This is a genomic window from Nonomuraea sp. NPDC048916 (genome assembly GCF_040649575.1).
Classification (GTDB): domain Bacteria; phylum Actinomycetota; class Actinomycetes; order Streptosporangiales; family Streptosporangiaceae; genus Nonomuraea.
Genome location: NZ_JBEZFS010000037.1, coordinates 17,140 through 44,137 on the forward strand (window position 1 = coordinate 17,140; position 26,998 = coordinate 44,137).

Here is a 26,998-nt window from a genome sequence, read left to right on the forward strand (position 1 = left end):
CAACATACCCAGACATTCCAGGCCGGGGGCAGGTCCGTACCGAACATTCCTCGGGAGCGATTTGTCATGCCGGTGATAACCCGCCGGCGGGGCGATCCGGCGCCACGGCGGGTCCGGGGACGGGCAGCGACGCGAGGGCGCGCGCCGCTGCCCCGGTCTCAGTACTCGTTCGCCCTGGCGTACTCCGAGGCCCCGCCCGCGAAGTCGTACACGATGGCCTGTTCGTCACCCACGACCCAGGCGTCGTGTCCGGGCGGGCAGACGAAGACCTCTCCCGGCCCTACCTCGGCCTCGGTGCCGTCTTCCGTCAGGAACCGGAGCCTGCCCTGGACGACGAACCCGTTGTGGTGGACCTGGCACGACTCGGTGCCCACGATCGGCTGCACGGACTCCGACCAGCGCCACCCGGGTTCGAACGTGCCCACGCCGAAGGTGAGGCCCGTCAGGTAGCACACGTCGAGGTGCCCCATCGGGAAGTCACGGCGTTCGTCGGGCTTGTCGATGCTCTTCACTTCGATCATGACGTCCCCCCTTCGTCACCGCCAGTCTCTCTCTCGGGTTGCCCCGGATTAACCCGGATTTGTACGGCAAGGCGCAAGGTCTCGCGCTATTTCATTGCCTCAGGTCATAGCTCGGCCATGACGCCGGCCCCTAACGTCACCTGCGCCCAAAGACCGCCACCCGCACCTGGCCGGTGCTCTCCCTGCTGCACGGGGGCGCCGACGACCACACGCGTGGACCCGGCTCGCCCCGGGCTAGGGGCCCCGGGCTAGGGGCCCCGCGCGTCAGGCGGAGTGCACGTACACCTGGCCGAAGACCTCCGACAGGTTCTTCAGGTCCGTGGCCGCGTCGACCTCGGGCCTGGCCGGGTCGTACACGGTGGCCAGGCGCGGCCGGACCGAGGTCAGCTTCTTGAGCTGGTCCCAGGTGGCGTTGGCGGCCCACTTCTCCCCGTACATCCTGCTGACCTGGCCCTGGTCGTTCTGCCAGCGGCTCCAGAGGGTGACCGTCTCGGCGGCGTCGTTCTGCAGCGGGCTCGCCACCCGGTCGGTGATCACCTGCGCGGCCTGCTCGGTGGTGAGCTGCGGGGAGCCGGCCGCGGCGAACCCGGCGTCCTCGGCGGCGACCTGGCCGTAGGCGTCCCAGGCGCGGGCCCGGACCTGGATCCACTGGTTGCGCTGCGCCTTGGCGGCGTCGATCTTCCAGGTGGCGTATTCGGTGGCCAGGTGGCCGCTGTCCAGCGCGAGCTGGTCGATCTGGCCCTTGGCCAGCCAGGCGCCGATCCGGTCGGGGTCGAGCAGGGGGTGCTTCGCGCCCACCTCGGCCTTGCAGGCGTCGTCGGAGCCGCAGCCGAGCACCGGCACGACCGTGTGCGCCCCCAGCTTCTTGCCCGGCGCCAGCTTGCGCAGCGCGGCCGAGGTCTCGGCGACGAACCTGTCCATCTCGTCGGCGCTCTGGAACGTCTGGTCGAACCCGATCCGCGTGGTGAACCTGATGCCCGCGACCCCCGGCTGCGCGGCCAGCGCGGCCAGCTTCCTGACGGCCGCGTCGAGCTTGCCGTCCTTCCAGGCGCCGGCCAGCTCGGCGTCGATCCAGACCCGCATGCCGGCCTGGGTGGCGGCCCCGACGGCCTGGCCCGCGGCCGTCTTCCCGGCCTGCGCTAGCTCGGCCTGCGACAGCGCGGCCGGGTTCACGTAGCAGGTCTCGCCCTCCCGGCACTCGGGCGTGCCGCCGTCCTCGGTTCCCTCGACGTCGGGCTCTCCGATGTCGTGCAACCGGCCGTCGCCGTCGCCTTCCTCACTGGGCGGGCACACGTTGCCCGCCTCCGTGCAGTTGATCAGGATGGGGTCGATCGGCGTGGCCTCCCGGAGGTGCTCGCCGTCGTTGGCGAGCCAGAACTCCGCGATGTCCAGCGCCTCCTCGGGGGTGGCCATCCAGCGGCACACGACGTACGCCGGGGTGTCGTCGGCCATCAGGTCGTTGCAGCTCCTCGGATCGTCCTGCGACCACGCCGGGGCGCCGATGCCGAGCAGGGAGAGGGCGAGTCCTATGACGAAGATCTGCCGCAGTCGCATGGCGCCTAACTCCAGGGGGGTGATCGGCGGACATCTTGCACACTATCGGGATGATCAATGACGTTCAATGAGATCCAGGGCGCGCTTCACGCCATCCTCGACTCGAAGTAGCCGTCGGAGTTGAGCCGCTTTCTCGCGATATTTCGGTACGACTCGCAGCCGCGTACGAAGTCGGCCAGCCGGGGGAACAACCGGTCGTGATCCACCTCCCCGACCGGGAACACCTCGCCCGACGCGGACATCTGCAGGTTCCGCGATTCCATGCGCAATTCCGGCCGATCATCGGCACAGTCCGAGCAAGTTCGTCTGATCACGAGCGTTGGTAGCGCTCTGTGATTTCGGACTGACCGGATGCTGGTGATCCCTGGGGCGGGACGTGTCGTGGATCCGTACCCTCCGGATAGCGATCGTGCGGTCTCCGTCCCTCGGGTATCCGATCTGCCGGGATGTCCAGGGCATCCAGGAACGCGGCGGCGGCCGGTGAGGGGCGCTGGCGGCTCCAGATCAGGTGCTCCACCCGGGTGGGTGGATCACGGAGCTCGACGACGTGCACATCGCGGAGTTCGGGTGCGAAGGCGGCGGGCATCATGCCGATGCCCAGCCCCAGCCGGACCAGCCGCGCCAGGAGGTCCGCGTTCGTTATCTCGAAGGCGACCTCACGGCTGAGGCCGGCAGCGGCGAACGCCTCGTCCGACTGAGCACGCGCGGCCGTACCGGCGGGAAAGTCCACGAACACCTCGCTCGACAGCCGGCGCAGATCCACGCCGGTTACGTCGGCCAGCGGGTGGCCGGGCGCCACCACCGCGACCAGCTCGCCCCGCGCCAGGGCGCGCCCCCGGACGCCCTTCGGCTGTACGCCCGGCGGCAGCCCGAGGAACGCGATGTCCAGCGTGCCATGCCGTACCTGTTCGGCCAGCTCGTCGCTCGACCCCACGCGCAGCGTGATCCGCACCTGCGGATGGCGCACGTGAAAGCTCTTCAGCGCGCTCGGCAGGTCGACCGCCGTGACGGTTGGGATGGTGCCGATGGCGAGTCGGCCGCGAAGCTCCCCGGAGGCCGCCGCCACCTCAGCGCGCGCCCGTTCGGCGGCGTCGAGAGCCTGCCGGGCAGCGGGCAGGAACGCTTCGCCGGCGGGGGTCAGCCTGACCCGGCGGCTGGTGCGGTCGAAGAGCCGGGCACCCAGTTCTCGTTCCAACCGGGCGATCTGGTGGCTCAGTGCGGACTGGACGACTCGGCAACGTTTGGCGGCACGGGTGAAGTTCGCCGTCTCCGCCACGGCGACCACATAGCGCATCTGCTGCAGCTCCATGAATTCATCTTGAATCACGATCGTTAGCGTGACAAACATGCATTGGACTCATTGATCCTCGATGTCCGAGGCTAAGGGGCATGACGAACGCAGCCGGATCAGGCACTCCACGCCTTACGACGCGCCACAAGGCCACCGAGTCGCCAGACGGTGGCGCGCCGCTGAGCCGCGGGCTGCTGCTCCTGATGTCCGCGGCGACGGGGCTTTCGGTGGCGAACAACTACTTTGCCCAGCCACTGCTGGACCTGCTCGGCCGGGAACTACAGCTCAGCACCACGATGGCCGGAATGATCGTGACGGCCGCGCAGGTCGGTTACGGGCTGGGTCTGATCCTGCTCGTGCCGCTCGGCGACCTGGTGGAACGCCGCAGGCTCGCTGTCATGCTGTACGCGGCCACCGCGGCGTTCCTGCTGGTCTCGGCGACCGCGCCCAACGGAGCACTGCTGCTGGCCGGAACCGTGCTCACCGCATTGACCTCGGTGGCGGCCCAGGTCGTGGTGCCGTACGCCGCCACGCTCGCGGCACCGGCGCAGCGCGGCCGAGTGATCGGCACGGTGACGAGCGGGCTGATGCTGGGCGCGTTGTTGTCCCGTACGGTCGCGGGAGGGCTCGCCGAACTCGGCGGCTGGCGGACGGTCTACTGGGTGAGCGCGATCCTCATCGCCGGGGTGACAGTGCTGCTGTGGCGCTTCCTACCGCCCCTGCACACCCCGATCGGGCTGTCGTATCCGGCGCTGTTGCGCTCAACGATCGCGCTGTTCCGCCACGAGCCCGTGTTGCGGTGGCGGGCCGGCATCGCCGCCCTGTCGCTCGCATCGTTCAACGTGCTGTGGACGGCCGTGACCTTCCTGCTCGCCGGCCCGGAGTACGGCTGGTCCGAGGGGGCCATCGGACTGCTCGGGCTGGTGGGTGCGGTGGGCACGGTGGCAACGACGGTGGCCGGCCGGCTGGCCGACCGCGGCTACGTGCAACGGGTCACCGGGATCGGCAGCGCCGCGCTTGCCGCCGCCTGGCTGCTGATCGGCATGGGCGAGAGCTCGCTTTGGTGGCTCCTCGGCGGGGTGATCGTCCTCAACGTGGCGCACCAGGCCGTGCTCAGCAGCAACCAGAACGTCATCTACGCACTACGCCCGGAGATCCACAACCGGCTCAACTCCGCGTTGATGACGGCCTTCTTCGCCGGCGGTGCCGCAGGCTCGGCGCTGGCCGCGGTGGCGTGGGTGCGTGGCGGCTGGACGGCAGTGAGCGTCCTGGGGGGTGTGCTGGCCTGCGGGATGTTCGTGCTGTGGGTGCTGGAACGGCGAGGTGCCCGAGGGAGCTGAGAACTATGCGTGTCACCGCATTCGGAGCGGTCGGAAACGTGGGCAGCCGAAAAGCATGCCCCCCACCCCCCGCCGGCTCCCGCGGAACCGGCTTCACCATGACATCGTTGAAAGGATCTCGCAGTGCCGAACAAGAAGACCGTCCTGGTCACGGGCGCGACTGGCGGCCAGGGCGGCGCCGTTGCCCGCAGGCTGCTCGACGACGGCTGGGCGGTGCGCGCCCTCGTCCGTGACCCGGACAAGCAGGGAGCCAAGGAGCTCAAGGCGCTCGGCGCGGAACTGGTCACCGGCGACCTCGACGACCCGGAGTCGCTGCGCGCGGCAGCGCAGGGGGTGCGCGGCGTCTTCAGCGTGCAGCCCGCCGACTTGGCCGCCCCAGACCCTGCGGTCGAGGTGCGGCAGGGCAGGAACGTCGCCGACGCGGCCAAAGCCGCGGGCGTCGCGCACCTGGTCTACAGCTCCGTTGGCGCCGCCGGGCGCAAGTCCGGCGTCGCGCACTTCGAGACCAAGGCGGAGATCGAGGCGCACATCGATGCCATCGGCGTGCCCGCGACCGTGCTGCGCCCGGTGTTCTTCATGGAGAACTGGCTGTACATGGTGCCGGAGGCGGAGAACGGCGAGCGGGTTGGTTCGATCGCGTTGGACGCGGGCACCTCGCTGCAGATGATCGCGCTGGTCGACATCGGCCGGATCGCCGCGGACGCGTTCGACAAGCCGGCCGAGTTCATCGGCAAGAAGATCGAGATCGCCGGTGACGAGCTGACCGTGCGGCAGATCGCCGAGGTGTTCACCAAGGTCGACGGCATTCCGACTCGCTTCGAGCGGCAGCCGATCGAGGAGCTGCGGGCCGAGGCAGAGGAGGTGGCGAGCATGTTCGACTGGTTCAACGAGAAGGGGTACCAGGCCGATATCGCCGCGCTCCGCGAGCGGTACCCGGAGTTGCTGACCCTGGAGGCGTGGCTGAGCAAGAACCGGTAGGAGATCGGAGATTGGCCCAAACAAACGGTCGACCGGGCGATGAGCTCGCTACGGCCATCGCCTGAGCCCTGTAACACTCCGTGTTCAACGACCACAGACCGACAAGAGCGATTGCTCACACAGCGCGACGAACAGGTGCGCACCAAGCCCGGATTCCCGCCTTTCCAGAGCACCCAGTGCTCATTCAGCCGCGGACCCTACGACATCGTCGCGACCGTCACGGGTCCACCTCCACCCAGCGCCACCCGGCCCCCTCGGAGTCCGGCCGCACCACCCTCGTGCGCCCCGCGGTCACCTTCACCCACCCCATGGGAGTCGGCGGGCGACCGTCCTCCGGCTCTCCGGTGCTGTACGGGTGTCTCCTGACGGGCGACCCCAGCACCACCAGCGCCATCCGGGGCAGCGTGTCGATCAGGCTGTCCATGAGGTCCATCTGCGCCGCCGTCGACCCGCCCACGACGACCCGCCGGACGTTCGGCTCCGGGGCCATGGCCACCAGCGCCACGGCGGCCGCGCCGAGCCCGATCGAGCTCAGGAACATCTGCGTCAGCGCCAGGACCGTCCACCTGCCGCGATAGACCAGGCGGCCGGCCGTCTCAAACAAGGGCGCCCGCCAGGTATGCCCGCAGGCACGCGCGCCGGGCGATCAGTGCGTCAGGCATGCCGGGACCCCCTCGCCGCGTACAGGGACCTAGCAAATTACGTGAGATGGGGCCGCGATTCTTGCCATACCTCCTCACATTCCGCGTTCGGTGTTGTTGCCGAAGTGACAAGCGCCAAATAAACGGGACGACAGGATCTATAGCGGACCGGCACAATGGGCCGGTCGGGGTGTCGAGGGGGACCACTAGATGCACAGTTATCGTCACGATCTCGGCCTGCTCCGGGATCGGCGCTTCGCGCTGCTCCTGTCAGCGCGGACGATCTCCGTCCTGGGCAGCGCCTTCGCGCCCGTGGCCCTCGCCTTCGGCGTCCTCGGCCTGCCCGGCGCCGACGCGACCACGCTGTCGGTGGTGCTCACCGCCCAGGCGCTGCCGATGGTGTTGTTCATGCTGGTCGGCGGGGTGATCGCGGACCGGTTCCCGCGCTCCCGGGTGATGATGGCCGGCGAGTTGGTCAACGCGCTGGCCTTCTTCGCGCTCGGCGTGATGCTGCTCACCGGCTGGACCCCGCTGCCGGCCCTGGTGGCGGCCTCGGCGGTCGGCGGCGTGGCGATGGCGGTGCTGTTCCCCGCGCTGACCGGCATCATCCCGGAAGTGGTGCCCCCCGACCGGCTGCAGGCCGGCAACGCGCTGCTCGGCCTGGGGGCCAACAGCTCCCGGGTGGCCGGGGCGGTGCTGAGCGGCATCACGGTGGTGCTGTTCGGGGGCGGGTGGGCACTGGCCGTCAGCGGCGCCATGTTCGCCGTGTCCGGCCTGCTGATCGCGGCGCTGCGGATGGAGCCCGGCGAGCGTCCCGCCGGGCAGCGCCATTCGGTGCTGGCCGACCTGCGCGAGGGGTGGCAGGAGTTCAGGTCCCGGCAGTGGATCTGGGTGGTGGTCCTGCAGTTCTCGGTCCTGGTGATGGCGGTCCAGGCGGGCCACGGGGTGCTGGGGCCGCTGCTGGCCAAGGAGAGCCTGGGCGGAGCGCCCGCCTGGTCGGCGTTCCTCGCCGGTGAGGCGCTGGGGACGATGGCCGGGGTCCTGCTCTCCCTGCGCCTGCGGCCGAGCCGCCCGATCCTGTTGGCCACCCTGCTCTGCCTGCCCATCGCCGGGCCGTACTTCCTGCTGGGGCTCAGCGCGCCGCTCTGGGCGATCGTGGGCGGGGCGTTCGTGCTGGGGGTCTGCTTCGACGTGTTCGGCGTGCTCTGGTACACGACCATGCAGCGGGAGGTGCCGGCGGAGTCGCTGTCGCGGGTCAGCTCCTACGACGCGCTCGGGTCGCTGATGTTCGGGCCGGTCGGGCTCATGCTGGCCGGGCCGGTGGCGGCCCTGGTCGGCACGCGGGCCGCGCTGATCGGTTGCGGCGCCATCGTGTTGCTCTCGACGCTCGCGGCCCTGCTGTCGCCCGGGATACGCAACCTGCGCGCGCCCGCCCCCGTGCCCCAGCCCGCCACCGGCTGACCGGCGCCCGCTACCCGGTGGCCCCGCTCGTGCGCAGGCCGCGCGACGGGACGCGGTGGTGCAGCCCGAAGCGCGGCTCCGGCTCGTGGTCGCCGCCGAGCACGCCGGCCACGTACTCGGCCAGCGCCGGGGCGTGCTTGAAGCCGTGGCCCGAGTCGCCGCCGAGCAGCCAGACGCCGGGCGACGCCTCCGCGACGATCCACTCGGCGTCGGGCGTGAGCGCGTACTGGCATACCTGGCTGAACAGCACCGGCGCCCCGGCCAGCGAGGGGAACCTGCGCCTCAGGTAACCCCTGACCAGCTCGACACCGGCCGGGTCGACCACCCGCTCGCCGTCCTCCGGGTCGAACGGCCCGCCCTCGGCGTCGGAGGTGGCCTTCATGCCCACCCCGTCGACGTCGCCGTGCCCGTAGGCGGAGGCCCCGTAGTCGACCCAGGCGGGCGTGCCCGGCGTGGTCCACGCGGCGGGCACCGCGAAGTGCAGGGTGTCCTGCTTGGTGACGGTCAGCTGGGTGTCGAACAACGGCGTGTCGAACAGCCCCGGCAGCCACGCGCCGCACGCCCACACCACCGTGTCGGCGCGCAGCACCTCACCGTCGACGTCGACCGCGCACTCGTACGGCGACTCCGCCCCGGCCACCGGCACCGCCCGCGCCCTGACCAGCCGGACCCCGGCAGCCTCGGCCAGTCTGGCGGTCACCTGGGTCGCCCGCCGGGCCCTGATCACGCCCGCCTTCGGCTCCCAGAGCAGGAAACTGAGGTCGTCGCCCCGGAAGTCGGGGAAGAACCGGGCCCCGTCGGCCGGGTCCAGCACCTCACACGGGATATCCAGATTTTTCAGGACTCGGGCGCTGGCGCTCTCCCAGCCGTCCGGGGTGCCGGCGAACCACAGCATGCCCGCCTCGTGGTACAACTCCTCGCCGGCCCGCTCGCCCAGCCGCCGCCAGCCGTCCCGCGCCTTCCAGGCCAGCCGGGCGTACCAGTCGTCGGTGCCGTGGCAGCAGCGCAGCAACCGGGTCTCGCCCGCGCTTGCCTGGCGTACATGCCCGGGTTTGTGTTGCTCGACCAGCGTCACGCGCCAGCCGGTTTCGGCGAGACGTAGGGCCAGAGACGACCCCCAAATGCCCGCCCCGACCACAATGACCGATTTCATGGGACCACCGTGACCGGAGGATCGCGTCCGGCGCAAGGGGCAGGCGATGATCAGCCGAACGATCACGCCCGCGCAGTGGATAGATAATCGGATCCATGGCCGCTGAATCAGCCCAGACTCTCGAACGCGGACTCCGCCTGCTGAGGCTGCTCGCCGACGGAAGGGGCGGGCGCACCCCGACCGAGCTGAGCAACGAGCTGTCGCTGGCCCGTCCCGTGATCTATCGGCTGCTGACCACGCTGCTCAACGAGGGCTTCGTCCGCCGTGACGCCGACGGCCGGGTGCACCTCGGGTTCGGGGTGCTGGTGCTGGCCCAGGCCGTGCAACCGCTGCTGCGCGCGGCGGCGCTGCCCGCGCTGCGACGGCTGGCCGAAGAGGTCGGCGCCACCGCGCACCTCACCGTGGCCGAGGGCGACGACGGGCTGGCCGTGGCGGTGGTCGAGCCGTCGTGGACCCACATGCACGTGGCCTACCGGGAGGGCTCACGGCATCCGCTGGCGAAAGGCGCGGCGGGGCAGGCGATCCTGGCCCTGCGCGAAGGACGGACGGACTATCTCGTGACAGAGGGGCAGTTGCAAGAGGGAGCCCGGGGCATCGCCGCCCCGGTCACCGGGTTGCCGTGGCTGGAGGCGTCGGTGGGGGTGGTGACGTTCGGCTCGCTGGACGAGTCGGCCGGACCGCGTGTCGTCGAGGCGGCCGCGGAGCTGGCCGGCGCCCTGGGTTGACATCGCGTGAGCGATGAACGACGGTAATCACATATAGAGGACATAAGTGTCCGATAATCGGACCCTGGAGGGCTGATGCCGTACTACCGCGTCGTGGGCGAGGTGCCCCGCAAGCGCCATGTGCAGTTCAGGCGACCCGACGGCGGCCTGTACGCGGAGGAGCTCATGGGCGAGGAAGGCTTCTCGTCCGACTCCTCGCTGCTCTACCACCGTCACCTCCCCACCGCCATCGTCAAGGCCGAGGCGGTCACACCGGTCACGGAGACACGCCTGGAGCCCAACCTGCCGCTCTCGCCACGCCACTTCCGCACCCCGGAACTGGCCGGCGCCGGCGACCTGGTGGCCGGCCGCATCCTGCTGGCGGGCAACGCCGACGTCCGGCTGTCGTACGCCACGAGCGACGCGCCCAGCGAGTTGTATCGCAACTCGATGGGCGACGAGTGCGTGTACATCCAGCGCGGCCGGGTCAGGTTCGAGTCCACGTACGGCGCCATCGAGGCCGGCGAGGGCGACTACGTCGTCATCCCGACCGGGACGATCCATCGCTGGGTGCCCACCGGTCAGGTCAACGCCCTGGTCATCGAGGCGTCCGGGCACATCAGGCCGCCCAAACGCTACCTGTCGCAGCATGGCCAGTTCCTGGAGCACGCCCCCTACTGCGAGCGCGACCTGCGCGGCCCCGCCGAGCCGCTCGTCGTCGAGGGCGAGGAGGTGCCGGTGCTGGTGCGCACCCGGGGCGGGCTGACCAGGCTGGTCTACCGCCACCACCCGTTCGACGTGGTCGGCTGGGACGGCTGCCTCTACCCGTACGCGTTCAACATCGAGGACTTCGAGCCGATCGTGAAACGGACCCACGCGCCGCCCCCGGTGCACCAGACGTTCGAGGGGCCCGGCTTCGTGGTGTGCTCGTTCTGCCCGCGTCCGCTCGACTTCCATCCCGACTCGGTGCCGATCCCCTACAACCACCACAACGTCGACTCCGACGAGTTCATGTTCTACGTCGGCGGCGACTACTCCGCGCGCAGGGGCTCCGGCATCGACGTCGGGTCGATCTCGCTGCACCCCGCCGGCTTCACCCACGGGCCGCAGCCGGGAGCGGTGGAGGCGGTCATCGAGGCGGTCGGCCGCGGCGTCACGACCACCAGCGAGATGGCCGTGATGGTCGACACGTTCCGCCCGCTCGACCTCGGCCAGGGCGCCCTGTCCTGCGAGGACCCCGGCTACGCCTGGACCTGGTCACGATGAGCGTCCTCTACCACTCACTGGTCGACGACGCGGGCCTGTTCCCGCCGACCTCACTGCACATGGACGAGGCGCTGAGCCGCCACGAGCGCGATCAGCGGCTGGGCAACCCGGTCCTGACCCAGCGCTTCCTCTGCCCGGCCAGCCGCCTCGACGGCCTGCGCCGCGAGAGCTTCGTGCCGGGCCGAATCGGCCTGATCGTGGACACGCCGGAGCTCCCGCCGTTCGACGACCTGCCGGTCGACCTGGTCGAGATACCCCTGCCGGCCGAGACGTCGGTCGCCGACCTGGCCCGGAAGATGGCCGACCGGCTGCCTCCGGGCGTGCGCCTGTTCGTCGAGGTGCCGGCCCGCAAGGGCAGCGGCGACGTGCCGGAGGGCGTCGGGCTGAAGGTGCGCTGCGGCGGCGAGACGGCCGAGGCGTTCCCGCCGGTCGAGCACCTCGCGGCGTTCATCCGGTTCTGCGCCGAACACGACATCCCGTTCAAGGCCACGGCCGGGCTGCACCACGCCATCCGCCACTTCGACCCGTCGCTCGGCGTCGACCGCCACGGCTTCCTCAATCTGCTGCTCGCCGTCTGCGAGGCCGCCGAACACCGCGACCCCGCGCCCGTGCTGCGCACCACCGACGTGGGCCACCTCGTACGGATGGCGCAGTCGGTCTCCCCGGAGACCGCCGAGCACGCGCGCCGGCTGCTGGTGAGCTACGGCTCCTGCAACACCAGCGCGCCCCTGGAGGACCTGCGCACGCTCGGACTGATCGAGGAGAAGGCGTGACCCGCGGACCCGGACCGGGACTCGGACTGATCAAGGAGGAGGAAGCGTGACCTGGGGAGTGGACAACCTGCCCTACGGGGTGTTCTCCCGGCGCGGCGAGGCGCCCAGGGTGGGGGTGCGCTACGGCGACAGGGTGCTCGACCTGGCCGCCGCGCTGCACGACGAGGTGTTCGCCGCCCCCTCGCTCAACCCCTTCATGGCCCGCGGGCGCACCGCCTGGCACGACACCCGGACGCTGATCCAGGCGAAGCTCACCAGCGACCTCTCGGTCACCGAGGCGCACCTGATCCCGCTGGAGCAGGTGCGCCTGCACATGCCGTTCGAGGTGGCCGACTACGTCGACTTCTACTGCTCGCTCGACCACGCCTCCAACATCGGCCGCATCTTCCGGCCGGACGCCGAGCCGCTGCTGCCCAACTGGCGCCACCTGCCCGTCGGCTACCACGGCAGGTCGGGCACGGTCGTGGTCTCCGGCACCCCGGTCAGGCGGCCGAGCGGCCAGCTGAAGGCGGGCGTGTTCGGGCCGAGCGCCAAGCTCGACATCGAGGCCGAGCTGGGCTTCGTCGTCGGCGTGCCGTCGGAGCTCGGCGCTCCGGCGGGGGCGTTCGAGGACCACGTGTTCGGAGTGACGCTGGTCAACGACTGGAGCGCACGCGACATCCAGGCCTGGGAGTACGTGCCGCTCGGGCCGTTCCTCGGCAAGTCGTTCGCCACCTCCGTCTCGCCCTGGATCACGCCGCTGGAGGCGCTGCCGAGGATCCCCGGCCGTCCGCAGGATCCCGAGCCGCTCGACTACCTGCGCAGGCAGGGCGACTGGGGGCTGGACATCACGGTCGAGGTGTGGCTCAACGGCGAGCTCGTCTCCCGGCCGCCGTACCCGAGCATGTACTGGACGCCGGACCAGATGCTGGCCCACCTCACCGCGAACGGCGCGTCGCTGCGCACCGGCGACCTGTTCGCCAGCGGCACGATCTCCGGCCCGCAACGCGAGGAGCGAGGCTCGCTCATCGAGCTGAGCTGGAACGGCAGCGACCCGATCAAGCTGGCGAACGGCGAGACCAGGACGTTCCTGGAGGACGGCGACACCGTGATCATCCGCGCCACCGCCGCCGGCCGCACTTTGGGAGAGGTTGTCGGGACCATCCGATAAGTCACTCGACGTGCTCGCCATCTGACTCACCGCTACCCTAGGGGGTTCCCTTCCCCGGAGAGCAGGAGTGAGATGCGGCGAGTCGCGGTGATCATGGTCGTCGCCCTCTTCCTCATCACGAGCTGCGGCGCGGTGACTGCCGAGGCGCCGCCGCCCGTGCCACCCGTCGTCCAGGTGTCGCCCGCCTTCGACCTCAGGCGGGCGCCCACCGACAAGGGGCTCCTGGTCAGGGCGCGGGGCGGCATCCTGACCAGGGTCGTCGCCCACGCCGGGGGCAGGGCGGTGCCGGGCAGGCTCAACGCGACCCACACCACCTGGCGCTCCGACTGGACCCTGAAACCCGGGGCCGAATACACGGTGACCGTCACCGCGGCGCCCCCTGGTGGCCCCCCGACCGTGACGATGGGCCGCTTCCGCACCCGCCCGGCCGAACACACCTTCGGGCTGGCCTCGGCCGTGCCGCTGCCCGGCGAGACCGTCGGGGTGGGCATGCCGATCATCCTCGACTTCGACACCCCGGTACGCGACAAGGCGGCCGTGGAGCGGGCGCTGGAGGTGGGCACGGCGACCCCCGTCGAGGGCGCGTGGCACTGGACCAGCGACACCCAGATCGTCTATCGCCCCCGCGTCTACTGGACTCCCCGCCAGCAGGTCACCGTCACCGCCCACCTGGCCGGCGTACGCTCGGCCCCCGGCGTCACCGGCACGGCCGACCGCACGTTCGCCTTCACCGTGGGCCGCGAGCAGACCAGCACGATCGACACCCGCACCCACCAGATGGAGGTCCGGCGCGACGACCGGATCGTGCAACGCATGGCGATCAGCGCCGGCATGGCCACCACCCGCGAATACACCACGACCAGCGGCGTCCACCTGACCATGGACAAGGGCAACCCCGTCCGCATGATCTCGCCGGGCCGGGTCAAGGGCGAGCCCGGCTACTACGACGTGCTGATCGACCACGCCGTCCGCATCTCCGACAGCGGCGAGTACGTCCACGCCAAGGACAACCTGTGGGCCCAGGGCACGAGCAACGTCAGCCACGGCTGCATCAACGCCCGGCCTGACCAGGCCGCCTGGTTCTACGCCGGCACGCTGCGCGGCGACCCGGTGACGATCAACGGCACCGACCGCGAGCTCGCGTGGGACAACGGCTGGGGATACTGGCAGCTCCCCTGGGACCGGTGGCTGGTCGGCAGCGCGCTCGCCGACCCCCGTGAGAAGCTCTCCACCCCCACATCGCCCCTGCCACAGCAGTGAAACGACGACTACGGTAGGGGAAGGGGAACCAATCACGGACAAAGGCCCGTTGTCCTATTAGGAGGGCCGGAGCATGGATGAATGGATCATCTGGATAATCCTCGCGGTAGTCCTCGGGGTGGCGGAGATCTTCACCGTCACGATGGCGCTCGGACTGCTCGGCGCCGCCGCCCTGCTCACCGCGGCCACCGCGGCCATCGGCCTGCCGGTTCCCCTGCAACTGCTCGTCTTCGTCCTGTCTTCAGCGGCCGGGCTCGTCGTGATCCGGCCGATCGCCACACGTCACGTCCGCCAGCCACAGTTGAAACGCTTCGGCGTGGAAGCACTCGTCGGCAAGCCCGCCTACGTGGTGGCCGAGGTCACCGGGCGCGAGGGCAGGGTCCGCATCGGGGGCGAGGAATGGTCGGCCCGCGCCTATGACGAGACCCTGGTGATCCCCGCAGGGGCGACCGTCGACGTCATCGAGATCGAGGGCGCGACCGCCCTCGTATATCCCCGGGAGTGATCATGGATCCGCTGTTGGTAGTCGGGATTCTCATCATCTTGTTCGCGGCGTTCACGGTGCTCAAGGCGGTGCGGATCGTGCCCCAGGCCCGAGCTCGCAACGTCGAGCGCCTCGGCCGCTACCATCGCACGCTCAAGCCCGGCCTTAACTTCGTCATCCCCTACGTCGACCGCGTCTACCCCATGATCGACCTCCGCGAGCAGGTCGTGACCTTCCGCCCGCAGCCGGTCATCACCGAGGACAACCTGGTCGTCGAGATCGACAATGTCCTCTACTTCCAGGTCACCGACCCGCGGGCGGCGGCCTACGAGATCGCCAACTACATCCAGGCGATCGAGCAGCTCACCGTCACCACGATGCGTAACGTGATCGGCTCGATGGACCTGGAGAAGACCCTCACCTCCCGCGACACCATCAACAGCCAGCTGCGCGGCGTGCTCGACGAGGCCACCGGCAAGTGGGGCATCCGCGTCAACCGCGTCGAGGTCAAGGCGATCGACCCGCCCAAGACCATCAAGGACGCCATGGAGAAGCAGATGCGGGCCGAACGCGACAAGCGGGCCGCGATCCTCAACGCCGAAGGCGCCCGCCAGTCGCAGATCCTCACGGCCGAAGGTGACAAGCAGAGCCGCATCCTGCGGGCCGAGGGCCAGCGCACCGCCGCGATCCTCGAAGCCGAAGGCCAGTCACGGGCCATCGACCAGGTCTTCCAGGCCGTCCACCGCAACGACCCCGACCCCAAGCTGCTCGCCTACCAGTATCTCCAGGTGCTGCCGCAGCTCGCGCAGGGCGAGGGCAACACGTTCTGGGTCATCCCCAGCGAGGTCACCTCGGCCCTGCAGGGCGTGTCCAAGGCGTTCACCGAAGTCCTGCCCAAGTCCGCCGCCACCCGCGAGGCGCCGGTGTCGTCGGCCATGGAGGAGGAAGAGGTCGTCAAGGCTTCGGAGGCGGCCGCCGAGGCCGTGGCCGACGCCCAGGACGCCACCTCTCCGAGCGGCCCTCGCCAACTGACCCAGGCCGTCGACGAGCCCGCCGCCGCCTTCCCGGACCTCGACCGCGAACGTCAGGAACACCGGGAACACTGACCGCCCCATCCCGCCCAGGTGCCCGCCGCAACCACGCGACGGGCACCTTGGCCTGTCCGGCCCGCCCGTACGACCCGGCGGGCCGCTGCCCGTTCCCCACGACTCGCCGGGCCGCAGGCAGGTGCGGCGGCCCGTCTCGTAGAGCCCGGTGGCCGGTGGCCGGTGGCCGGTGGCCGGTGGCCGGTGGCCGGTCGGCTGGCCGTCAGGACCAGGCCGGTCCGGGCCGATCGGACCGATCGGACCGATCGGATCGGCCGGACTGGCCGGACTGGCCGGACCGCCGGACCGATCGGCCCGCAGGGCTGTCAGGCCACTTCGACCAGGCGGCGGACCAGAGGTTCCTGGTGCATGGCTCTGGCCCGGCAGGCGAGCTTGACCGCCGCGTCGGCGAGGGCGATGTCGCGGTTGCCGCGAGGGATGTCGTCACCCATCTTGGTGCGCAACCATTCGGAGATCTCGGCCCACGAGTAGACGCTGACGTTGTCGGCCTCGATGAGCGGCTCCGGAAAGCCGCCCGGACCGCGCTGCCCGCTGGCGAGTTGCCGCAGGCTCGCCTGCGTACGCCCCCCATGCCGCCGAGCCGCGTCCCCCAGCGTGACCGCGTCATCATGGGCCACGCTGACCGCCCACAATCCCCTGACCTCTCTGATCTGGATGAGGACGGACGCGACGGCCTCCAGAAGGCTGTCGGACTCGCGATCACACATGAAGTAGGGCTGAGAGCCTCCGACCAGGGCACAGTCGTCCATGCCCGCCTCGACGAGCTGGTTGTACTCATCAGCGTCGGGCTCACGGTTGAGCATGACCCGGAAGTCCCAGATGGTCATGAGGTCTCCTCTTGCTCGTCGCTCATGCACTCGCTGTGCCGGGTCGCCCATTGTCGGATCTGCTTGGCATGACTGCCGGGGTTGCGAGGCGTACAGGTGATAACCATGGGTTTGTCTTTGCACGCGCACGTGATCCACCCCCAGCGGTGTCCGTTGTGATCTTCCTCGACGGAGATCGCACTATTGATCTTGCGGATGGCCTTGAGCACCGCGTTGATCTCGTTGTTCTGGTGTCTACCTCGACCGACCATGTTCTAACTGTGCAACAGTGTTGCACAGTTAGAACGGCCTTTCCACCCCTGGAGCCCCTACTAAAAGTCGCGTCGCGACTACGTAAAGCGATGGCATACGCGACAAGGCGCCCGTCGCACGCGATGTGCGACGGGCGCCTCCGTCGGCATGGCCGCCGCCCCCGTGAGCCCGGGACGGCCCGCCGCGAACGATCAGTGGGACAGCGGCGCGTCCGTGGTGTCGAACAGCTCGCAGTCGGCCACCGGCCCGTCCGCGACGCGCGCCCAGACGCCGGCGACCGTGCCGGCCCCCTCGACCTCGATGACGGTGAACTCGAGCACCCCCGTCTGTCCCTCCTTGATGACGCTCGGGTCGATGGTGAAGCCCGGCTCGCCGGGCTCCGGCGGCGGGAAGACGGTCAGCGGCGCCTCCTCCTTCGACAGGAAACGCTCACTGCGGGGCTCGGGACCGCACTTCTTGCCCTGGGGGACGTAGTCGACGACCACGTTGGCCCCGTGCTCCCGGAGCGTGACCTCCAGCGCCTCCGGGTTCCTGACCTCGTTGATCTGGACCTGGATGGTGCCGTCGGGGTTGTCGGTGACGGCGTAGGCGGGGGCGCCGCCGAAGAGCAGCGGCACGGCGACCGCCACCGCTGCCGCCCCCACCAGGGCGGGAGCCAGCACAAGAGGACGCAGCCATCCGCGCTTCGGCTGCTTCTTGTCGATCTCGGTCATCACGAACTCCTTGAGCAGTCGGTGACGGCCCTCGGGAAGATCGCGCTCGGCCGGCCAGTTCATCGGATCTCCTCCTTCGCGGGGCCTCGGTCACCTGCTACCTGTCGAGTTCGGGGTGGTGGTTCCGCATGTTTCGCGAGTTTTCTGCGGGCTCGTGACAGCCGGGACCGTACCGTGCCCACCGGGATGCCGAGCGCCTCGGCGGCCTCCGCGTAGTCGAGCCCGGCCCACACGCAGAGTGCGAACACGTCCTGTTCCTGGCGGCGCAGCGATCCGTAGGCGTCGCGGACGGCGGCCAGCCGCCCGGCGTCCTCGATGCGGTCCACGACCTCGTCGGCGAAGTCGGGCACCACCTCGCCCCTGGGCAGCCTGGCCAGCGCGTCGTCGTGGCGGCGCGAGGCCCGGCGGGCGTTGCGGGCCACGTTGGTGGCTATGCCGAGCAGCCACGGCCGGATCGACCCGCCCTCGGGGTCGATCCGGCCGCGTAAGCGCCACGCCTCCAGGAAGGTCAGCGCCATCACGTCCTCGGCCGCCGACCAGTTGCCGGTCAGGCGGAAGGCATGGTTGTAGACGGCCTTCGCGTAGTCGTCGAAGAGCTCCTCGAAGGCCGCCGGGTTCCCGTCACGTATCTGGGCACGCATCGACATGTCCACATAGAGCTACTGTCCACTCGCGCCATCCGGTTCCCGCACGATCCGTGGGGGGCCGGTCAGCGCTGGCCGCGGTCGAAGTACGCGGCGAGCTCCGGGTCGACGGGCGGGATGTCGTACGGCATGCCGCCGTCGCGCAGCGACATCGTGGCCATGTAGCCCGCCGCCACGCTCATCCGGGCCGCCACCGGGGAGGTGTCGGTGACCCCGCCCTCCCTGACGAACCGGCAGAACTCCGCCATGATCGCCGTGTCCGCGCCGCCGTGCGATCCGACGGCGTCGGGCACCCGGTAGGTGATGTCGGCGTCGTCCCGGTAGGCGGACGGCCCGGTGTTCCACACCTTGACGGTGTCGCCCGGCCTGTCGCCGAAGTTCTCCAGCCGGCCCTCGGTGCCGATCACCGTGTAGTTGCGCACGTAGTCGGGAGAGAAGTGGCACTGCTGGTAGGCCGCGATGACGCCGTTGTCCAGGCGCATGTTCATCACCGACACGTCCTCGACGTCGACGACGTCGTTGAGGTCGGTGCGGCTGGTCGGCGGCCACTCGAACTCCCTCAGCCACCCCTCGGGGCGCGGCGTGCCCGGTGGGCGGCGGGGCAGGTCGCCGTGGAGCACGAGGTCGCCGAGGGCGTTGACCCGGGTGGTGTAGCCTCCGGCCAGCCAGTGGATCACGTCGAGATCGTGCGCGGCCTTCTGCAGGAGCAGGCCCGTGGTGCGGCTGCGGTCGGCGTGCCAGTCCTTGAAGTAGTAGTCGCCGCCGTAGGACACGAAGTGGCGCACCCAGACGGTCTTCGGCTCGCCGATGTCGCCGCGCCGGATGATGTCGCGCATCAGCCGGACCACGCCCATGTGGCGCATGTTGTGCCCGACGTACAGGCGGGTGCCGGTGCGCCGCGCCTCGCGCAGGATGTTGTCGCAGCCCTCCACGGTGATGGCGAGGGGTTTCTCCAGGTAGAGGGCCTTTCCGGCCCGGAGGCAGTCGATCGCGATGCGCTCGTGCGTGTCGTCGGGCGTCATCACGACGACCGCGTCGAGATCATCGCGGCCGAGCAGCCGGCGGTGGTCCTCGGTCAGGAACTCCGCGTCGAAGCGTTCGGCCTGGCTCTTGAGCACCGCCGGATCGGAGTCGCACAGGGCGGCCACGACCGACCCCCTTCCCGGCCGGTGCGCGGCCAGGGCGAGGTTGGCGCGCAGGCCGAGGCCGATGACTCCGATGCGCAGGTCTTCCACTGACGTCCTCTCCTCGTGGTACGGCAGCAATCTAGTCCTGTGTCACGGGCACCCTGGCACCCGGCCTGCGGCGTGAAGCGGAGCTGTGGGGGCATTTAAGAATCCCTCGATGGACATGCCCGCTGCGAACCGGGCACAGTGCGTAAGGTTCGGATGAGGGGGAGATTGAGCCATGAAAGCGCTGGTCAAGGAGAGGGCCGAAACCGGTCTCTGGCTGGTCGACGTGCCGGAGCCGGTGCTGGGGCCGGGCGAGGTGCTGATCAAGGTGCTACGTACCGGCATATGCGGCACTGACCTGCATATACGGAAATTTGACGACTGGGCTCGGCAAACTCTGAAACTTCCCCTCATCGTCGGACACGAGTTCAGCGGCGAGGTGGTCGAGGTCGCGCCCGGCGTGGAGGACATCTCGGTCGGCGACCTGGTCAGCGGCGAGGGTCACCTCGTCTGCGGCAAGTGCCGCAACTGCATGGCCGGGCGGCGCCACCTGTGCCGCAACACCGTGGGCCTCGGCGTCCACCGTGACGGCGCGTTCGCCGAGTACGTCACGCTGCCCGCCTCCAACGTGTGGGTGCACCGCTCCCCCGTCGACCCCGACGTGGCGGCCATCTTCGACCCGTTCGGCAACGCCGTGCACACCGCGCTGTCGTTCCCGCTGGTCGGCGAGGACGTGCTGATCACCGGTGCGGGCCCGATCGGGCTGATGGCGGCGGCGGTGGCCACCCACGTGGGCGCGCGCAACGTCGTGATCACCGACGTCAGCCCCGAACGCCTCGACCTGGCCGGGAAGCTGGGCGTCGCCCTCGCGCTCAACGTCGGCCAGACCTCGATCGCCGACGGCATGCGCCGGCTGGGCATGCGCGAGGGCTTCGACGTGGGACTGGAGATGTCGGGCAACCCGCAGGCGATGCGCGACATGATCGCGAGCATGACGCACGGCGGGAAGATCGCCATGCTCGGGCTGCCCGCCGAGGAGTTCGCGGTCGACTGGGCCACGATCGTCACCTCGATGATCACCATCAAGGGCGTCTACGGCCGCGAGATGTACGAGACCTGGTACAACATGTCGGTCCTGCTGGAGAAGGGGCTTGACCTGACGCCGGTGATCACCGACCGGTTCCCCTACCACGACTTCGACGCCGCCTTCGACACGGCCGCGAGCGGCCGCACCGGCAAGGTCATCCTGGACTGGAGCGGAGGAGCTCGGCCGGAGAGAGCGACAAACGAGCCAGCGAAGGCCGAAGCGGCCACGACCATGAACACGAGCGGAGGAGCTCGGCCGGAGAGAGCGACAAACGAGCCAGCGAAGGCCGAAGCGGCCACGACCTTGAACAGGAGCGCTTGATGTTCACGAACGTGCGCGAGCAACTGCGTACGACGCTCGACGAGATCACCGAGGCCGGGCTGCTCAAGCCCGAAAGGGTGATCACCACCCCGCAGAGCGCGTCGGTGAGCGTGGCCGGGCGCGAGGTGCTCAACTTCTGCGCCAACAACTACCTCGGCCTGGCCGACCATCCGGCCGTGATCGAGGCCGCCAAGCAGGCGCTCGACCGCTGGGGCTTCGGCATGGCCTCGGTCCGCTTCATCTGCGGCACCCAGGAGGTGCACAAGGAGCTCGAGGCCCGGCTGTCGGAGTTCCTCGGCATGGAGGACACCGTCCTCTACAGCTCGTGCTTCGACGCCAACGGCGGCGTCTTCGAGACCCTGCTCGACGAGCAGGACGCGGTCATCTCCGACGCGCTCAACCACGCGAGCATCATCGACGGCATCCGGTTGTCGAAGGCGCGGCGGCTGCGCTACGCCAACCGCGACATGGCCGAGCTGGAGGCGCGGCTGAAGGAGGCGTCCGACGCGCGCCGGAAACTCATCGTCACCGACGGCGTCTTCTCCATGGACGGCTACCTCGCGCCGCTCGGGGAGATCTGCGACCTGGCCGACCGCTACGACGCGATGGTCATGGTCGACGACTCGCACGCCGTCGGCTTCGTCGGCCCCACCGGCCGCGGCACCCCCGAGCTGCACGGCGTCACCGACCGGGTCGACATCATCACCGGCACGCTCGGCAAGGCGCTCGGCGGGGCCAGCGGCGGCTACGTATCGGCCCGCAAGGAGATCTGCGAGCTGCTGCGCCAGCGTTCCCGCCCCTATCTGTTCTCCAACTCCCTCGCCCCCGTCATCGCCTCCGCCTCGCTGCGCATCCTCGACCTGCTGGAGACGTCCAGCGAGGCCCGCGAGCGGCTGCGCGCCAACACCGCGAGGTTCCGCGACAGGATGACGCGGGCCGGGTTCGACATCCTGCCCGGCGACCACCCGATCGTCCCGGTGATGATCGGCGACGCCGCCGCGGCCGGCGCGATGGCCGAGCGCCTGCTCGACCTGGGCATCTATGTGATCGGCTTCTCCTACCCGGTGGTGCCGCACGGCCAGGCCCGGATCCGGGTCCAGCTGTCGGCCGCGCACACCACCGACGACGTCGACCGCGCCGTGGAGGCGTTCGTCCAGGCCCGCGGCTGACCACCCGGCCCGCGACGGCCGGGCGCCCGGCGCTCTGTATCCTCGCTGCGTGATAGACACGCGGCGCCTGCGCACGCTGCGCGCGGTGGCCGACCACGGCACGGTCACCGCCGCGGCCGCCACCCTCCACCTGACCCCGTCGGCCGTGTCCCAGCAACTGGCCGCGCTCGAACACGAGGTGGGCCACCGGCTGCTCACCCGCGACGGGCGCGGCGTGCACCTCACCGCAGTCGGCCGCATCATGATCCGCCACGCGAACGAGGTGCTCGCCCAGCTCGAACGCGCCCAGGCCGAGGTCGCCGCCTACACCACGGGCGCGGCGGGCGAGGTGACGGTGGCCTGCTTCGCCACCGCGATCAGCGCCGTCCTCTCCCCCGCGATCGCCCGGCTGCGCGGGCAGGCGCCCGGCCTCCAGATCCGCGTACGCGACGCCGAGGGCGACCACGGCCTGACCATGCTCCTGGACGGCGAGGCCGATCTCACGATCGCGGTCGAATACCGCGGTGCCCCCGACGCCGCCGACCGCCGCCTGTCCCTCCTCCCCCTGTACGCCGAGCCCTTCGACCTGGTCCTCCCCCACGACCACACCCTGGCGACCACCAGCGGACCGCCCGCACCCCAGCACCACACCCTGGCGACCACCAGCGGACCGCCCGCACCCCAGCACCACACCCTGGCGACCACCAGCGGACCGCCCGCACCCCGGCACCACATCCTGGCCGACACCAGCGGGCCGATCACGCCATCGCCGTCCGCCCCGGCCGGTGCCGGCGGGCAGCCGGCGTCGATCTCGCTGGGCAGCCTTGGCGACGAGACGTGGATCGGGCCGTATCCGGGCAATCCCGTGCACGACGTGATCGCGTTCGCGTGCGAGCGGGCGGGCTTCACGCCCCGGTTCGCGCACTGCTCCGACGACTTCCGTGCCGTGGTGGCGCTGGTCGGCGCGGGCGCGGGGGTGGCCCTCGTGCCACGGCTCGCGCTACGTGACATGGCGCTCTCGGGGGTGGTCGTACGCCCCGCTCCCGGCCCTGAGCGCCGGGTGTTCGCGGCCATCCGGCGCGGAGCCGACTCCCACCCCCTCCTGCGCCCTCTCCTCGACGCCCTTCTCACCGTCGCCGGCCCGCTCGGCGGCGACTGAACAGGCCGTCGGACCCGGGCAACGACGATCAGGCGACCCCGTCTGCCACGCCTTCACTCGGCTGCGACCGTCCTGACTCCCCGCTGAACAGGCCATCGGACCCCGGCGACGGCGATCGGGCGACCCCGATCGGCCACGCCTTCGCCCGGCTGCGACCGTCCTGACCCTCGCTCTCAGGCGCGGGCCAGCGCGACGGCCTCGCGAAACCTGGTGTACCTGCCGAGCTCCTCCTCCACGGGTCGCAGCACGTACTCGTCGCTCACCTCGTGGATCGCCGCACGCAGGGCCTTGGCCGTACGGCGAGCACGGCGACGCCCGCCCGCCCAGGCGGCCAGTCGCGACAGCAGCGCGATCACCACCCCGGCCAGCGCCCCACCGGCGAGCAGCACGGTCGGCCAGGGCACCTCGCCCAGCGTCGGCAAGGGCGGCTGGGGCAGGCGCAGGTAGTCCATCCCGAACAGCACTCCCAGCCAGAGCGCGCCCGCGGCCATGGTCGCGAACACCAGCCACTGCAACACGCCCACCGCCTTCCACCAGCGCGGCCTCCTGGTGGCCCGCAGCGAGGTCGTGGCCACGGCCCGGTCCACGGCGTCGGCCAGCTCCGCCGACCGCGCGCGGGCCGCCCGCCGCACCGCCGCCGCCCACCGCTCCGGCAGCCCGGCCGCCGCGGCGTCGCCGACGTCCCTGATGGCGGAGTCGACCTGTGCCCTCTGTACGGTGCCGGCGGCCGGAACGGACGTGCGCCCGACGATCTCGGGATCGGCGCCGCGGGCGGAGCCGGTGCCGATGCGCAGCCGGCGCAGCGGGTCGGGCCTGAACCTGCGCATCCACCGGGTGACCGGCCAGCCGGTGGCCACGACGGCCCGATGGCGGTGTCCTTTGGCCACGGCCGCCACCACGAGCGGCACCCCGGCGGCCCCGGCCAGCGCCTTCGTGAGACCTCGTCCCGCCGAGACGTCACCGGTGACGGCGGGCAGCGCGGCGGGCTCGCCGGAAACGGCGATGTCGCGGCCCGCGGCCAGCATCCCCGGCTGGGGCCCCGCCACCGGCGGGCCGGCGGCGGCGCTCGTGGCCGCACCCGTGGCGCCACTGGTGACGGCGCTGGTGACGGCGCTGGTGACGGCGCTGGTGACGGCGCTGGTGACGGCGCTGGTGACGGCACGGGTGGCCGCGCTCGTGGCCGCGCCGGTGAGCAGGTCAGCGGCGGTGGTCACGTCCGCCGACAAGCGAGCGGCCCAGGACACGCGTTCGGCGACCCGCTCGTCCAGCAGCGCGTGGAGCTCGTCGACGCCCGCACCCGTCCGGGCGGAGGCGGCCAGCACCGGGACGCCGGACAGGCCGTCCTCGTCGAGAAGGCGGCGCAGGTCGTCGAGACAGCGCCGGACCGCGTTCGGCGGCAGCCGGTCGATCTGGTTGAGCACCACCACCATCACGTCGCGGTGCCTGGCCAGCGGGCGCAGGTAGCGCTCGTGCAGCGCGGCGTCGGCGTACTTCTGCGGATCCACCACCCACACGAGCAGGTCGACCAGCTCCACCAGGCGGTCGACCTCCAGCCGGTGGGAGAGCCGGATGGAATCGTGGTCGGGAAGATCTAGCAGGATAAGTCCGGACAAGTCGTCGGAATCGGCAGCCTCCGAGCCGGTACGGGAGGCCGCGGCGGTGTGGCGTTCGAAGATGTCCAGCCAGTCGAGGAGCGGACCCGCTCCCGTCCCGTCCCACAGCACCGCCTGGGCCGAGGAGGTCGTGGGCCTGGTGACATCCACGGCCGCCACCTCCTCCCCGGCCAGGGCGTTGAACAGCGACGACTTCCCGCTTCCGGTGGCCCCGGCCAGCGCGACCACTGTGTGGGCCACCGACAGGTCACGCCGAGCACCAGCCCGTTCGGCCACCGCCCGCGCCCCCGACACCGCCTCCTCGGGCAGCCGTCCCTCCCCCAGCTCGGCGGCCTCCAGCAGGGCCGACAACCGGGAGTCCAGCGACGGCCCCTCCTTCCGGCGCAGCAACTTCACGACCCCTCCGAACCAGGCGAACCCGCCGCCCCAGAACCAGGCGACCCACCCGAACCCGCCGCCCCAGGACCAGGCGACCCAGGAGACTCAGGACGCACCGCCCCAGGCTCCAGTGACTCAGGACCAAGCGACTCAGCCCCCGAGGACCCCGAACCCGCCGCCCCAGGACCAGGCGACGCCGATGGATCGGGGGACACCGGCGGATCAGGTGCCACCGGCGGACCGGGAGACACCGGCGGACCGGGCCGGGCGGGTGCGGCGGGCAGGTCGCCGCTGTGCTCGCGCACCGACCCGGCCGCGGCCAGCAGGGCGTCGGCCGTGCCCTCGGGCGGCTCGATGGCCTCCAGCAGCGCCGTGTAGCGCGCGGCCTCCTCGTCGAGCAGCCCCTGCACCCGGTCCCGCAGGTCCTCCCGCGCCCGCACCGTCAGCGTGCGCACGGCCTGGTCACCGAAGACCGCCTCCAGCAGCTTCTGCGACAGCACGCTGGTGCCGCCGGCGATGCCCACCTCGATCCCGGTCAGCCCGCCGGTCGAGGCGAACACGGCCAGCATCAGCAGCAACCCGGCCCCGTTGACCCCGAACGAGGCGATCCTGGCCGTGGTGCGCCTCTCGGAGCCCTCCAGGCGTACGAGATCGAGGACGAACTCCTGCCAGCCGCGCACCGCCGCCTCGGCCCGCTTGGCCAGATCGGAAGAGGCGCGGCCGAGCCGGGCGGCCTCCACGGCGCCGATGCGCTCGATCATGCCGGGCCCGCCGGGAGCGGCCGACCAGCCGTCCAGAGAGCGCTCGGCGGCGGCGTCGGCCGCGCCCCTGATCAGCGACTCGACCCCGCTCTCCAGCGCGTCACGCAGCTCCACGGCGGGCGCCCGCCCGGTGAAGAACCCGACGATCCGGTCACGCAGCCAGCCGACGCGGCTCTCCAGCGACCGCATGAGGTCGCCGGTGCCGATGAAGTCCTGCCAGCGGGCCAGCACCTCGCCGCGCAGCAGCGACCCGTCGCGCATGCCCTCGTCGAAGTCGGCCATCCCGCCCGCGTAGGCGCCCGCCACGATCGAGCGCAGCCCGTCGAAGCCGGCCCGCTGGCGGGAGACGGCCGCGGCCAGCGGCGGCACCCGCGCGGCCAGGCTGTCGAGCGCGCCGGAGAGCGTCTGGCGGACGACCCGGGACCGCTCGGCGGCGTCGGCGGCCAGCCCGGTCAGCCACGCGACGATCGGCTCGACCAGCTCGGCGGGCAACCGCGCCCGCTCCGAGGGCAGCACCGCCTCCGGCACGGTGAACAGCCGGGTGCCGTCGAGCCCGTTCTCGACGAGCAGGCGTTCGAGGTCGCGGGTGACCGGCTCGACGGCCTCCGGCGGCGCCCGGTCGAGCACCACGGCGAGCGCGGTGCTCCGCTCGCGGGCCGAGCGCAGGAAGCTCCACGGCACCTCGTCGGCGTAGCGGGCGGCGGTCGTGACGAACAGCCACAGGTCGGCGGCGGCGAGCAGCTGAGCGGCCAGCTCGCGGTTGGCGGTCACCACCGAGTCGATGTCGGGCGCGTCGAGCAGTGCCAGCCCCGCGCCGAGCGCGTCGGACGTCACCACCCGCAGCGCCCCGGCCGCGGAGCCGGTGGCGCGCGAGAGGCCGGGCAGCACGTTCGGCCCCATGAACCAGTCGTGGTCGGCCGGGCTGACCACGAGCGTGGGCACCAGCGTGGTGGGCCGCAGCACGCCGGGCTCGGCCACATCGGCCCCGACCAGCGAGTTGACCAGCGTGGACTTGCCCGCGCCGGTGGAGCCGCCGACGACGGCCAGCAGCGGCGCGTCGATCGCGCGCAGCCGGGGCAGCAGGTAGTCGTCGAGCTGCCCGGTCAGCTCCCGGAGCGCGCGCCGGTCAACCGCGGCCTCGCCGATCTCCAGCGGGAACAGCCCGCCGTCGAGCCGGCGACGTAGCCCTTCCAGCGCGCCCAGCAGATCCATACGGACCACGCTACGGTGGTCCGCGTTCA

General features: G+C 71.1%; 26 protein-coding genes. 13 read left to right on the plus strand and 13 right to left on the minus strand.

The window, feature by feature from the left end:
* Nucleotides 1-158: 158 nt before the first annotated feature.
* The 4 genes from AB0C16_RS31330 to AB0C16_RS31345 all read right to left on the minus strand — a co-directional run bounded on the left by AB0C16_RS31330 (nucleotide 159) and on the right by AB0C16_RS31345 (nucleotide 3,384).
* On the minus strand, nucleotides 159-521 hold the full coding sequence (locus AB0C16_RS31330) for a cupin domain-containing protein (protein WP_357688134.1): 363 nt from the start codon (nucleotides 519-521) through the stop codon (nucleotides 159-161).
* A gap of 264 nt (nucleotides 522-785) precedes the next feature.
* Nucleotides 786-2,075, minus strand: coding sequence for a hypothetical protein (locus tag AB0C16_RS31335; protein ID WP_357688136.1), 1,290 nt, complete (start codon nucleotides 2,073-2,075; stop codon nucleotides 786-788).
* 86 nt (nucleotides 2,076-2,161) lie between these two features.
* Complete coding sequence (locus AB0C16_RS31340) at nucleotides 2,162-2,338, minus strand: hypothetical protein (protein ID WP_357688138.1); 177 nt, start codon at nucleotides 2,336-2,338, stop codon at nucleotides 2,162-2,164.
* A 47-nt stretch (nucleotides 2,339-2,385) separates the two neighbouring features.
* A complete protein-coding gene (locus AB0C16_RS31345) occupies nucleotides 2,386-3,384 on the minus strand; it encodes a LysR family transcriptional regulator (protein ID WP_357688140.1) in 999 nt (332 codons plus the stop codon).
* A gap of 80 nt (nucleotides 3,385-3,464) precedes the next feature.
* Here AB0C16_RS31345 and AB0C16_RS31350 point away from each other — a divergent pair, with 80 nt between their 5' ends.
* Nucleotides 3,465-4,706, plus strand: a complete 1,242-nt coding sequence (locus AB0C16_RS31350; protein ID WP_357688142.1) for an MFS transporter — start codon at nucleotides 3,465-3,467, stop codon at nucleotides 4,704-4,706.
* Between the two features lie 123 nt (nucleotides 4,707-4,829).
* Entirely contained in the window at nucleotides 4,830-5,684 is an 855-nt protein-coding gene (locus tag AB0C16_RS31355; protein WP_357688144.1) for an NmrA/HSCARG family protein, read from the plus strand.
* Between the two features lie 217 nt (nucleotides 5,685-5,901).
* Here AB0C16_RS31355 and AB0C16_RS31360 read toward each other — a convergent pair whose 3' ends face one another.
* The gene (locus tag AB0C16_RS31360) at nucleotides 5,902-6,288 is read right to left on the minus strand and encodes a hypothetical protein (RefSeq protein ID WP_357688146.1); all 387 of its coding nucleotides are present in this window, start codon (nucleotides 6,286-6,288) and stop codon (nucleotides 5,902-5,904) included.
* Nucleotides 6,289-6,535: 247 nt separating this feature from the next.
* On the opposite strand from AB0C16_RS31360, the gene AB0C16_RS31365 reads away from it, so the two are divergent.
* The gene (locus AB0C16_RS31365; protein ID WP_357688148.1) at nucleotides 6,536-7,786 is read left to right on the plus strand and encodes an MFS transporter; all 1,251 of its coding nucleotides are present in this window, start codon (nucleotides 6,536-6,538) and stop codon (nucleotides 7,784-7,786) included.
* A 10-nt stretch (nucleotides 7,787-7,796) separates the two neighbouring features.
* Here the strand turns inward: AB0C16_RS31365 and AB0C16_RS31370 are convergent, their stop codons facing one another.
* Entirely contained in the window at nucleotides 7,797-8,939 is a 1,143-nt protein-coding gene (locus tag AB0C16_RS31370; protein WP_357688150.1) for an FAD-dependent oxidoreductase, read from the minus strand.
* A 95-nt stretch (nucleotides 8,940-9,034) separates the two neighbouring features.
* Here AB0C16_RS31370 and AB0C16_RS31375 point away from each other — a divergent pair, with 95 nt between their 5' ends.
* The 7 genes from AB0C16_RS31375 (at nucleotide 9,035) to AB0C16_RS31405 (ending at nucleotide 15,682) form a co-directional block, all read left to right on the plus strand.
* Nucleotides 9,035-9,664 carry a helix-turn-helix domain-containing protein gene (locus AB0C16_RS31375; RefSeq protein ID WP_357688152.1) on the plus strand — a complete coding sequence of 210 codons (630 nt, stop codon included), beginning with the start codon at nucleotides 9,035-9,037 and terminating at the stop codon, nucleotides 9,662-9,664.
* 75 nt (nucleotides 9,665-9,739) lie between these two features.
* Entirely contained in the window at nucleotides 9,740-10,909 is a 1,170-nt protein-coding gene (locus tag AB0C16_RS31380) for a homogentisate 1,2-dioxygenase domain-containing protein (RefSeq protein WP_357688154.1), read from the plus strand.
* Complete coding sequence (locus tag AB0C16_RS31385; RefSeq protein WP_357688156.1) at nucleotides 10,906-11,682, plus strand: hypothetical protein; 777 nt, start codon at nucleotides 10,906-10,908, stop codon at nucleotides 11,680-11,682. Before AB0C16_RS31380 ends, AB0C16_RS31385 begins: the two co-directional genes overlap by 4 nt.
* A 46-nt stretch (nucleotides 11,683-11,728) precedes the next feature.
* Nucleotides 11,729-12,832 (plus strand): fumarylacetoacetase, encoded by a 1,104-nt coding sequence (fahA, locus tag AB0C16_RS31390; protein ID WP_357688158.1) that lies wholly within the window; start codon nucleotides 11,729-11,731, stop codon nucleotides 12,830-12,832.
* A gap of 72 nt (nucleotides 12,833-12,904) precedes the next feature.
* A complete protein-coding gene (locus AB0C16_RS31395; RefSeq protein WP_357688160.1) occupies nucleotides 12,905-14,092 on the plus strand; it encodes an Ig-like domain-containing protein in 1,188 nt (395 codons plus the stop codon).
* A gap of 73 nt (nucleotides 14,093-14,165) precedes the next feature.
* Nucleotides 14,166-14,597 carry an NfeD family protein gene (locus AB0C16_RS31400; protein WP_357688162.1) on the plus strand — a complete coding sequence of 144 codons (432 nt, stop codon included), beginning with the start codon at nucleotides 14,166-14,168 and terminating at the stop codon, nucleotides 14,595-14,597.
* Between the two features lie 2 nt (nucleotides 14,598-14,599).
* A complete protein-coding gene (locus AB0C16_RS31405) occupies nucleotides 14,600-15,682 on the plus strand; it encodes an SPFH domain-containing protein (protein WP_357688164.1) in 1,083 nt (360 codons plus the stop codon).
* 305 nt (nucleotides 15,683-15,987) lie between these two features.
* Here the strand turns inward: AB0C16_RS31405 and AB0C16_RS31410 are convergent, their stop codons facing one another.
* The 5 genes from AB0C16_RS31410 to AB0C16_RS31430 all read right to left on the minus strand — a co-directional run bounded on the left by AB0C16_RS31410 (nucleotide 15,988) and on the right by AB0C16_RS31430 (nucleotide 19,353).
* Nucleotides 15,988-16,509: a hypothetical protein gene (locus tag AB0C16_RS31410; protein ID WP_357688166.1), complete on the minus strand. Its 522-nt coding sequence runs from the start codon at nucleotides 16,507-16,509 to the stop codon at nucleotides 15,988-15,990.
* The gene (locus tag AB0C16_RS31415) at nucleotides 16,506-16,760 is read right to left on the minus strand and encodes a hypothetical protein (RefSeq protein ID WP_357688168.1); all 255 of its coding nucleotides are present in this window, start codon (nucleotides 16,758-16,760) and stop codon (nucleotides 16,506-16,508) included. The genes AB0C16_RS31410 and AB0C16_RS31415 overlap by 4 nt, the downstream gene beginning before the upstream one ends.
* 192 nt (nucleotides 16,761-16,952) lie before the next feature.
* Nucleotides 16,953-17,537 (minus strand): hypothetical protein, encoded by a 585-nt coding sequence (locus tag AB0C16_RS31420; RefSeq protein ID WP_357688171.1) that lies wholly within the window; start codon nucleotides 17,535-17,537, stop codon nucleotides 16,953-16,955.
* On the minus strand, nucleotides 17,534-18,115 hold the full coding sequence (locus AB0C16_RS31425) for an RNA polymerase sigma factor (RefSeq protein WP_357688173.1): 582 nt from the start codon (nucleotides 18,113-18,115) through the stop codon (nucleotides 17,534-17,536). Before AB0C16_RS31425 ends, AB0C16_RS31420 begins: the two co-directional genes overlap by 4 nt.
* Nucleotides 18,116-18,183: 68 nt before the next feature.
* Nucleotides 18,184-19,353 carry a Gfo/Idh/MocA family oxidoreductase gene (locus tag AB0C16_RS31430; RefSeq protein WP_357688175.1) on the minus strand — a complete coding sequence of 390 codons (1,170 nt, stop codon included), beginning with the start codon at nucleotides 19,351-19,353 and terminating at the stop codon, nucleotides 18,184-18,186.
* Between the two features lie 172 nt (nucleotides 19,354-19,525).
* Here AB0C16_RS31430 and tdh point away from each other — a divergent pair, with 172 nt between their 5' ends.
* Genes tdh through AB0C16_RS31445 form a run of 3 tightly spaced genes read left to right on the plus strand, consistent with a single transcriptional unit; the run spans nucleotide 19,526 to nucleotide 23,005 of the window.
* Nucleotides 19,526-20,698 (plus strand): L-threonine 3-dehydrogenase, encoded by a 1,173-nt coding sequence (gene tdh / locus AB0C16_RS31435; RefSeq protein ID WP_357688177.1) that lies wholly within the window; start codon nucleotides 19,526-19,528, stop codon nucleotides 20,696-20,698.
* Nucleotides 20,698-21,867 (plus strand): glycine C-acetyltransferase, encoded by a 1,170-nt coding sequence (locus AB0C16_RS31440; RefSeq protein ID WP_357688179.1) that lies wholly within the window; start codon nucleotides 20,698-20,700, stop codon nucleotides 21,865-21,867. The genes tdh and AB0C16_RS31440 overlap by 1 nt, the downstream gene beginning before the upstream one ends.
* Nucleotides 21,868-21,916: 49 nt before the next feature.
* Complete coding sequence (locus tag AB0C16_RS31445; protein WP_357688181.1) at nucleotides 21,917-23,005, plus strand: LysR substrate-binding domain-containing protein; 1,089 nt, start codon at nucleotides 21,917-21,919, stop codon at nucleotides 23,003-23,005.
* A gap of 173 nt (nucleotides 23,006-23,178) precedes the next feature.
* Here the strand turns inward: AB0C16_RS31445 and AB0C16_RS31450 are convergent, their stop codons facing one another.
* Nucleotides 23,179-25,014 (minus strand): GTPase, encoded by a 1,836-nt coding sequence (locus AB0C16_RS31450; RefSeq protein ID WP_357688183.1) that lies wholly within the window; start codon nucleotides 25,012-25,014, stop codon nucleotides 23,179-23,181.
* Nucleotides 25,011-26,969, minus strand: a complete 1,959-nt coding sequence (locus AB0C16_RS31455) for an ABC transporter (RefSeq protein ID WP_357688184.1) — start codon at nucleotides 26,967-26,969, stop codon at nucleotides 25,011-25,013. The genes AB0C16_RS31450 and AB0C16_RS31455 overlap by 4 nt, the downstream gene beginning before the upstream one ends.
* Between the last annotated feature and the right edge of the window lie 29 nt (nucleotides 26,970-26,998).

Excerpts from the sequence above, each read along its gene's own strand:
- AB0C16_RS31330 (WP_357688134.1), bottom strand. The coding sequence starts at position 521 with ATGATCGAAGTGAAGAGCATCGACAAGCCCGACGAACGCCGTGACTTC.
- AB0C16_RS31335 (WP_357688136.1), bottom strand. The coding sequence starts at position 2,075 with ATGCGACTGCGGCAGATCTTCGTCATAGGACTCGCCCTCTCCCTGCTC.
- AB0C16_RS31340 (WP_357688138.1), bottom strand. The coding sequence starts at position 2,338 with ATGGAATCGCGGAACCTGCAGATGTCCGCGTCGGGCGAGGTGTTCCCG.
- AB0C16_RS31345 (WP_357688140.1), bottom strand. The coding sequence starts at position 3,384 with ATGGAGCTGCAGCAGATGCGCTATGTGGTCGCCGTGGCGGAGACGGCG.
- AB0C16_RS31350 (WP_357688142.1), top strand. The coding sequence starts at position 3,465 with ATGACGAACGCAGCCGGATCAGGCACTCCACGCCTTACGACGCGCCAC.
- AB0C16_RS31365 (WP_357688148.1), top strand. The coding sequence starts at position 6,536 with ATGCACAGTTATCGTCACGATCTCGGCCTGCTCCGGGATCGGCGCTTC.
- AB0C16_RS31370 (WP_357688150.1), bottom strand. The coding sequence starts at position 8,939 with ATGAAATCGGTCATTGTGGTCGGGGCGGGCATTTGGGGGTCGTCTCTG.
- AB0C16_RS31375 (WP_357688152.1), top strand. The coding sequence starts at position 9,035 with ATGGCCGCTGAATCAGCCCAGACTCTCGAACGCGGACTCCGCCTGCTG.
- AB0C16_RS31380 (WP_357688154.1), top strand. The coding sequence starts at position 9,740 with ATGCCGTACTACCGCGTCGTGGGCGAGGTGCCCCGCAAGCGCCATGTG.
- AB0C16_RS31385 (WP_357688156.1), top strand. The coding sequence starts at position 10,906 with ATGAGCGTCCTCTACCACTCACTGGTCGACGACGCGGGCCTGTTCCCG.
- AB0C16_RS31395 (WP_357688160.1), top strand. The coding sequence starts at position 12,905 with ATGCGGCGAGTCGCGGTGATCATGGTCGTCGCCCTCTTCCTCATCACG.
- AB0C16_RS31400 (WP_357688162.1), top strand. The coding sequence starts at position 14,166 with ATGGATGAATGGATCATCTGGATAATCCTCGCGGTAGTCCTCGGGGTG.
- AB0C16_RS31405 (WP_357688164.1), top strand. The coding sequence starts at position 14,600 with ATGGATCCGCTGTTGGTAGTCGGGATTCTCATCATCTTGTTCGCGGCG.
- AB0C16_RS31410 (WP_357688166.1), bottom strand. The coding sequence starts at position 16,509 with ATGACCATCTGGGACTTCCGGGTCATGCTCAACCGTGAGCCCGACGCT.
- AB0C16_RS31415 (WP_357688168.1), bottom strand. The coding sequence starts at position 16,760 with ATGGTCGGTCGAGGTAGACACCAGAACAACGAGATCAACGCGGTGCTC.
- AB0C16_RS31420 (WP_357688171.1), bottom strand. The coding sequence starts at position 17,537 with ATGAACTGGCCGGCCGAGCGCGATCTTCCCGAGGGCCGTCACCGACTG.
- AB0C16_RS31425 (WP_357688173.1), bottom strand. The coding sequence starts at position 18,115 with ATGCGTGCCCAGATACGTGACGGGAACCCGGCGGCCTTCGAGGAGCTC.
- tdh (WP_357688177.1), top strand. The coding sequence starts at position 19,526 with ATGAAAGCGCTGGTCAAGGAGAGGGCCGAAACCGGTCTCTGGCTGGTC.
- AB0C16_RS31440 (WP_357688179.1), top strand. The coding sequence starts at position 20,698 with ATGTTCACGAACGTGCGCGAGCAACTGCGTACGACGCTCGACGAGATC.
- AB0C16_RS31455 (WP_357688184.1), bottom strand. The coding sequence starts at position 26,969 with ATGGATCTGCTGGGCGCGCTGGAAGGGCTACGTCGCCGGCTCGACGGC.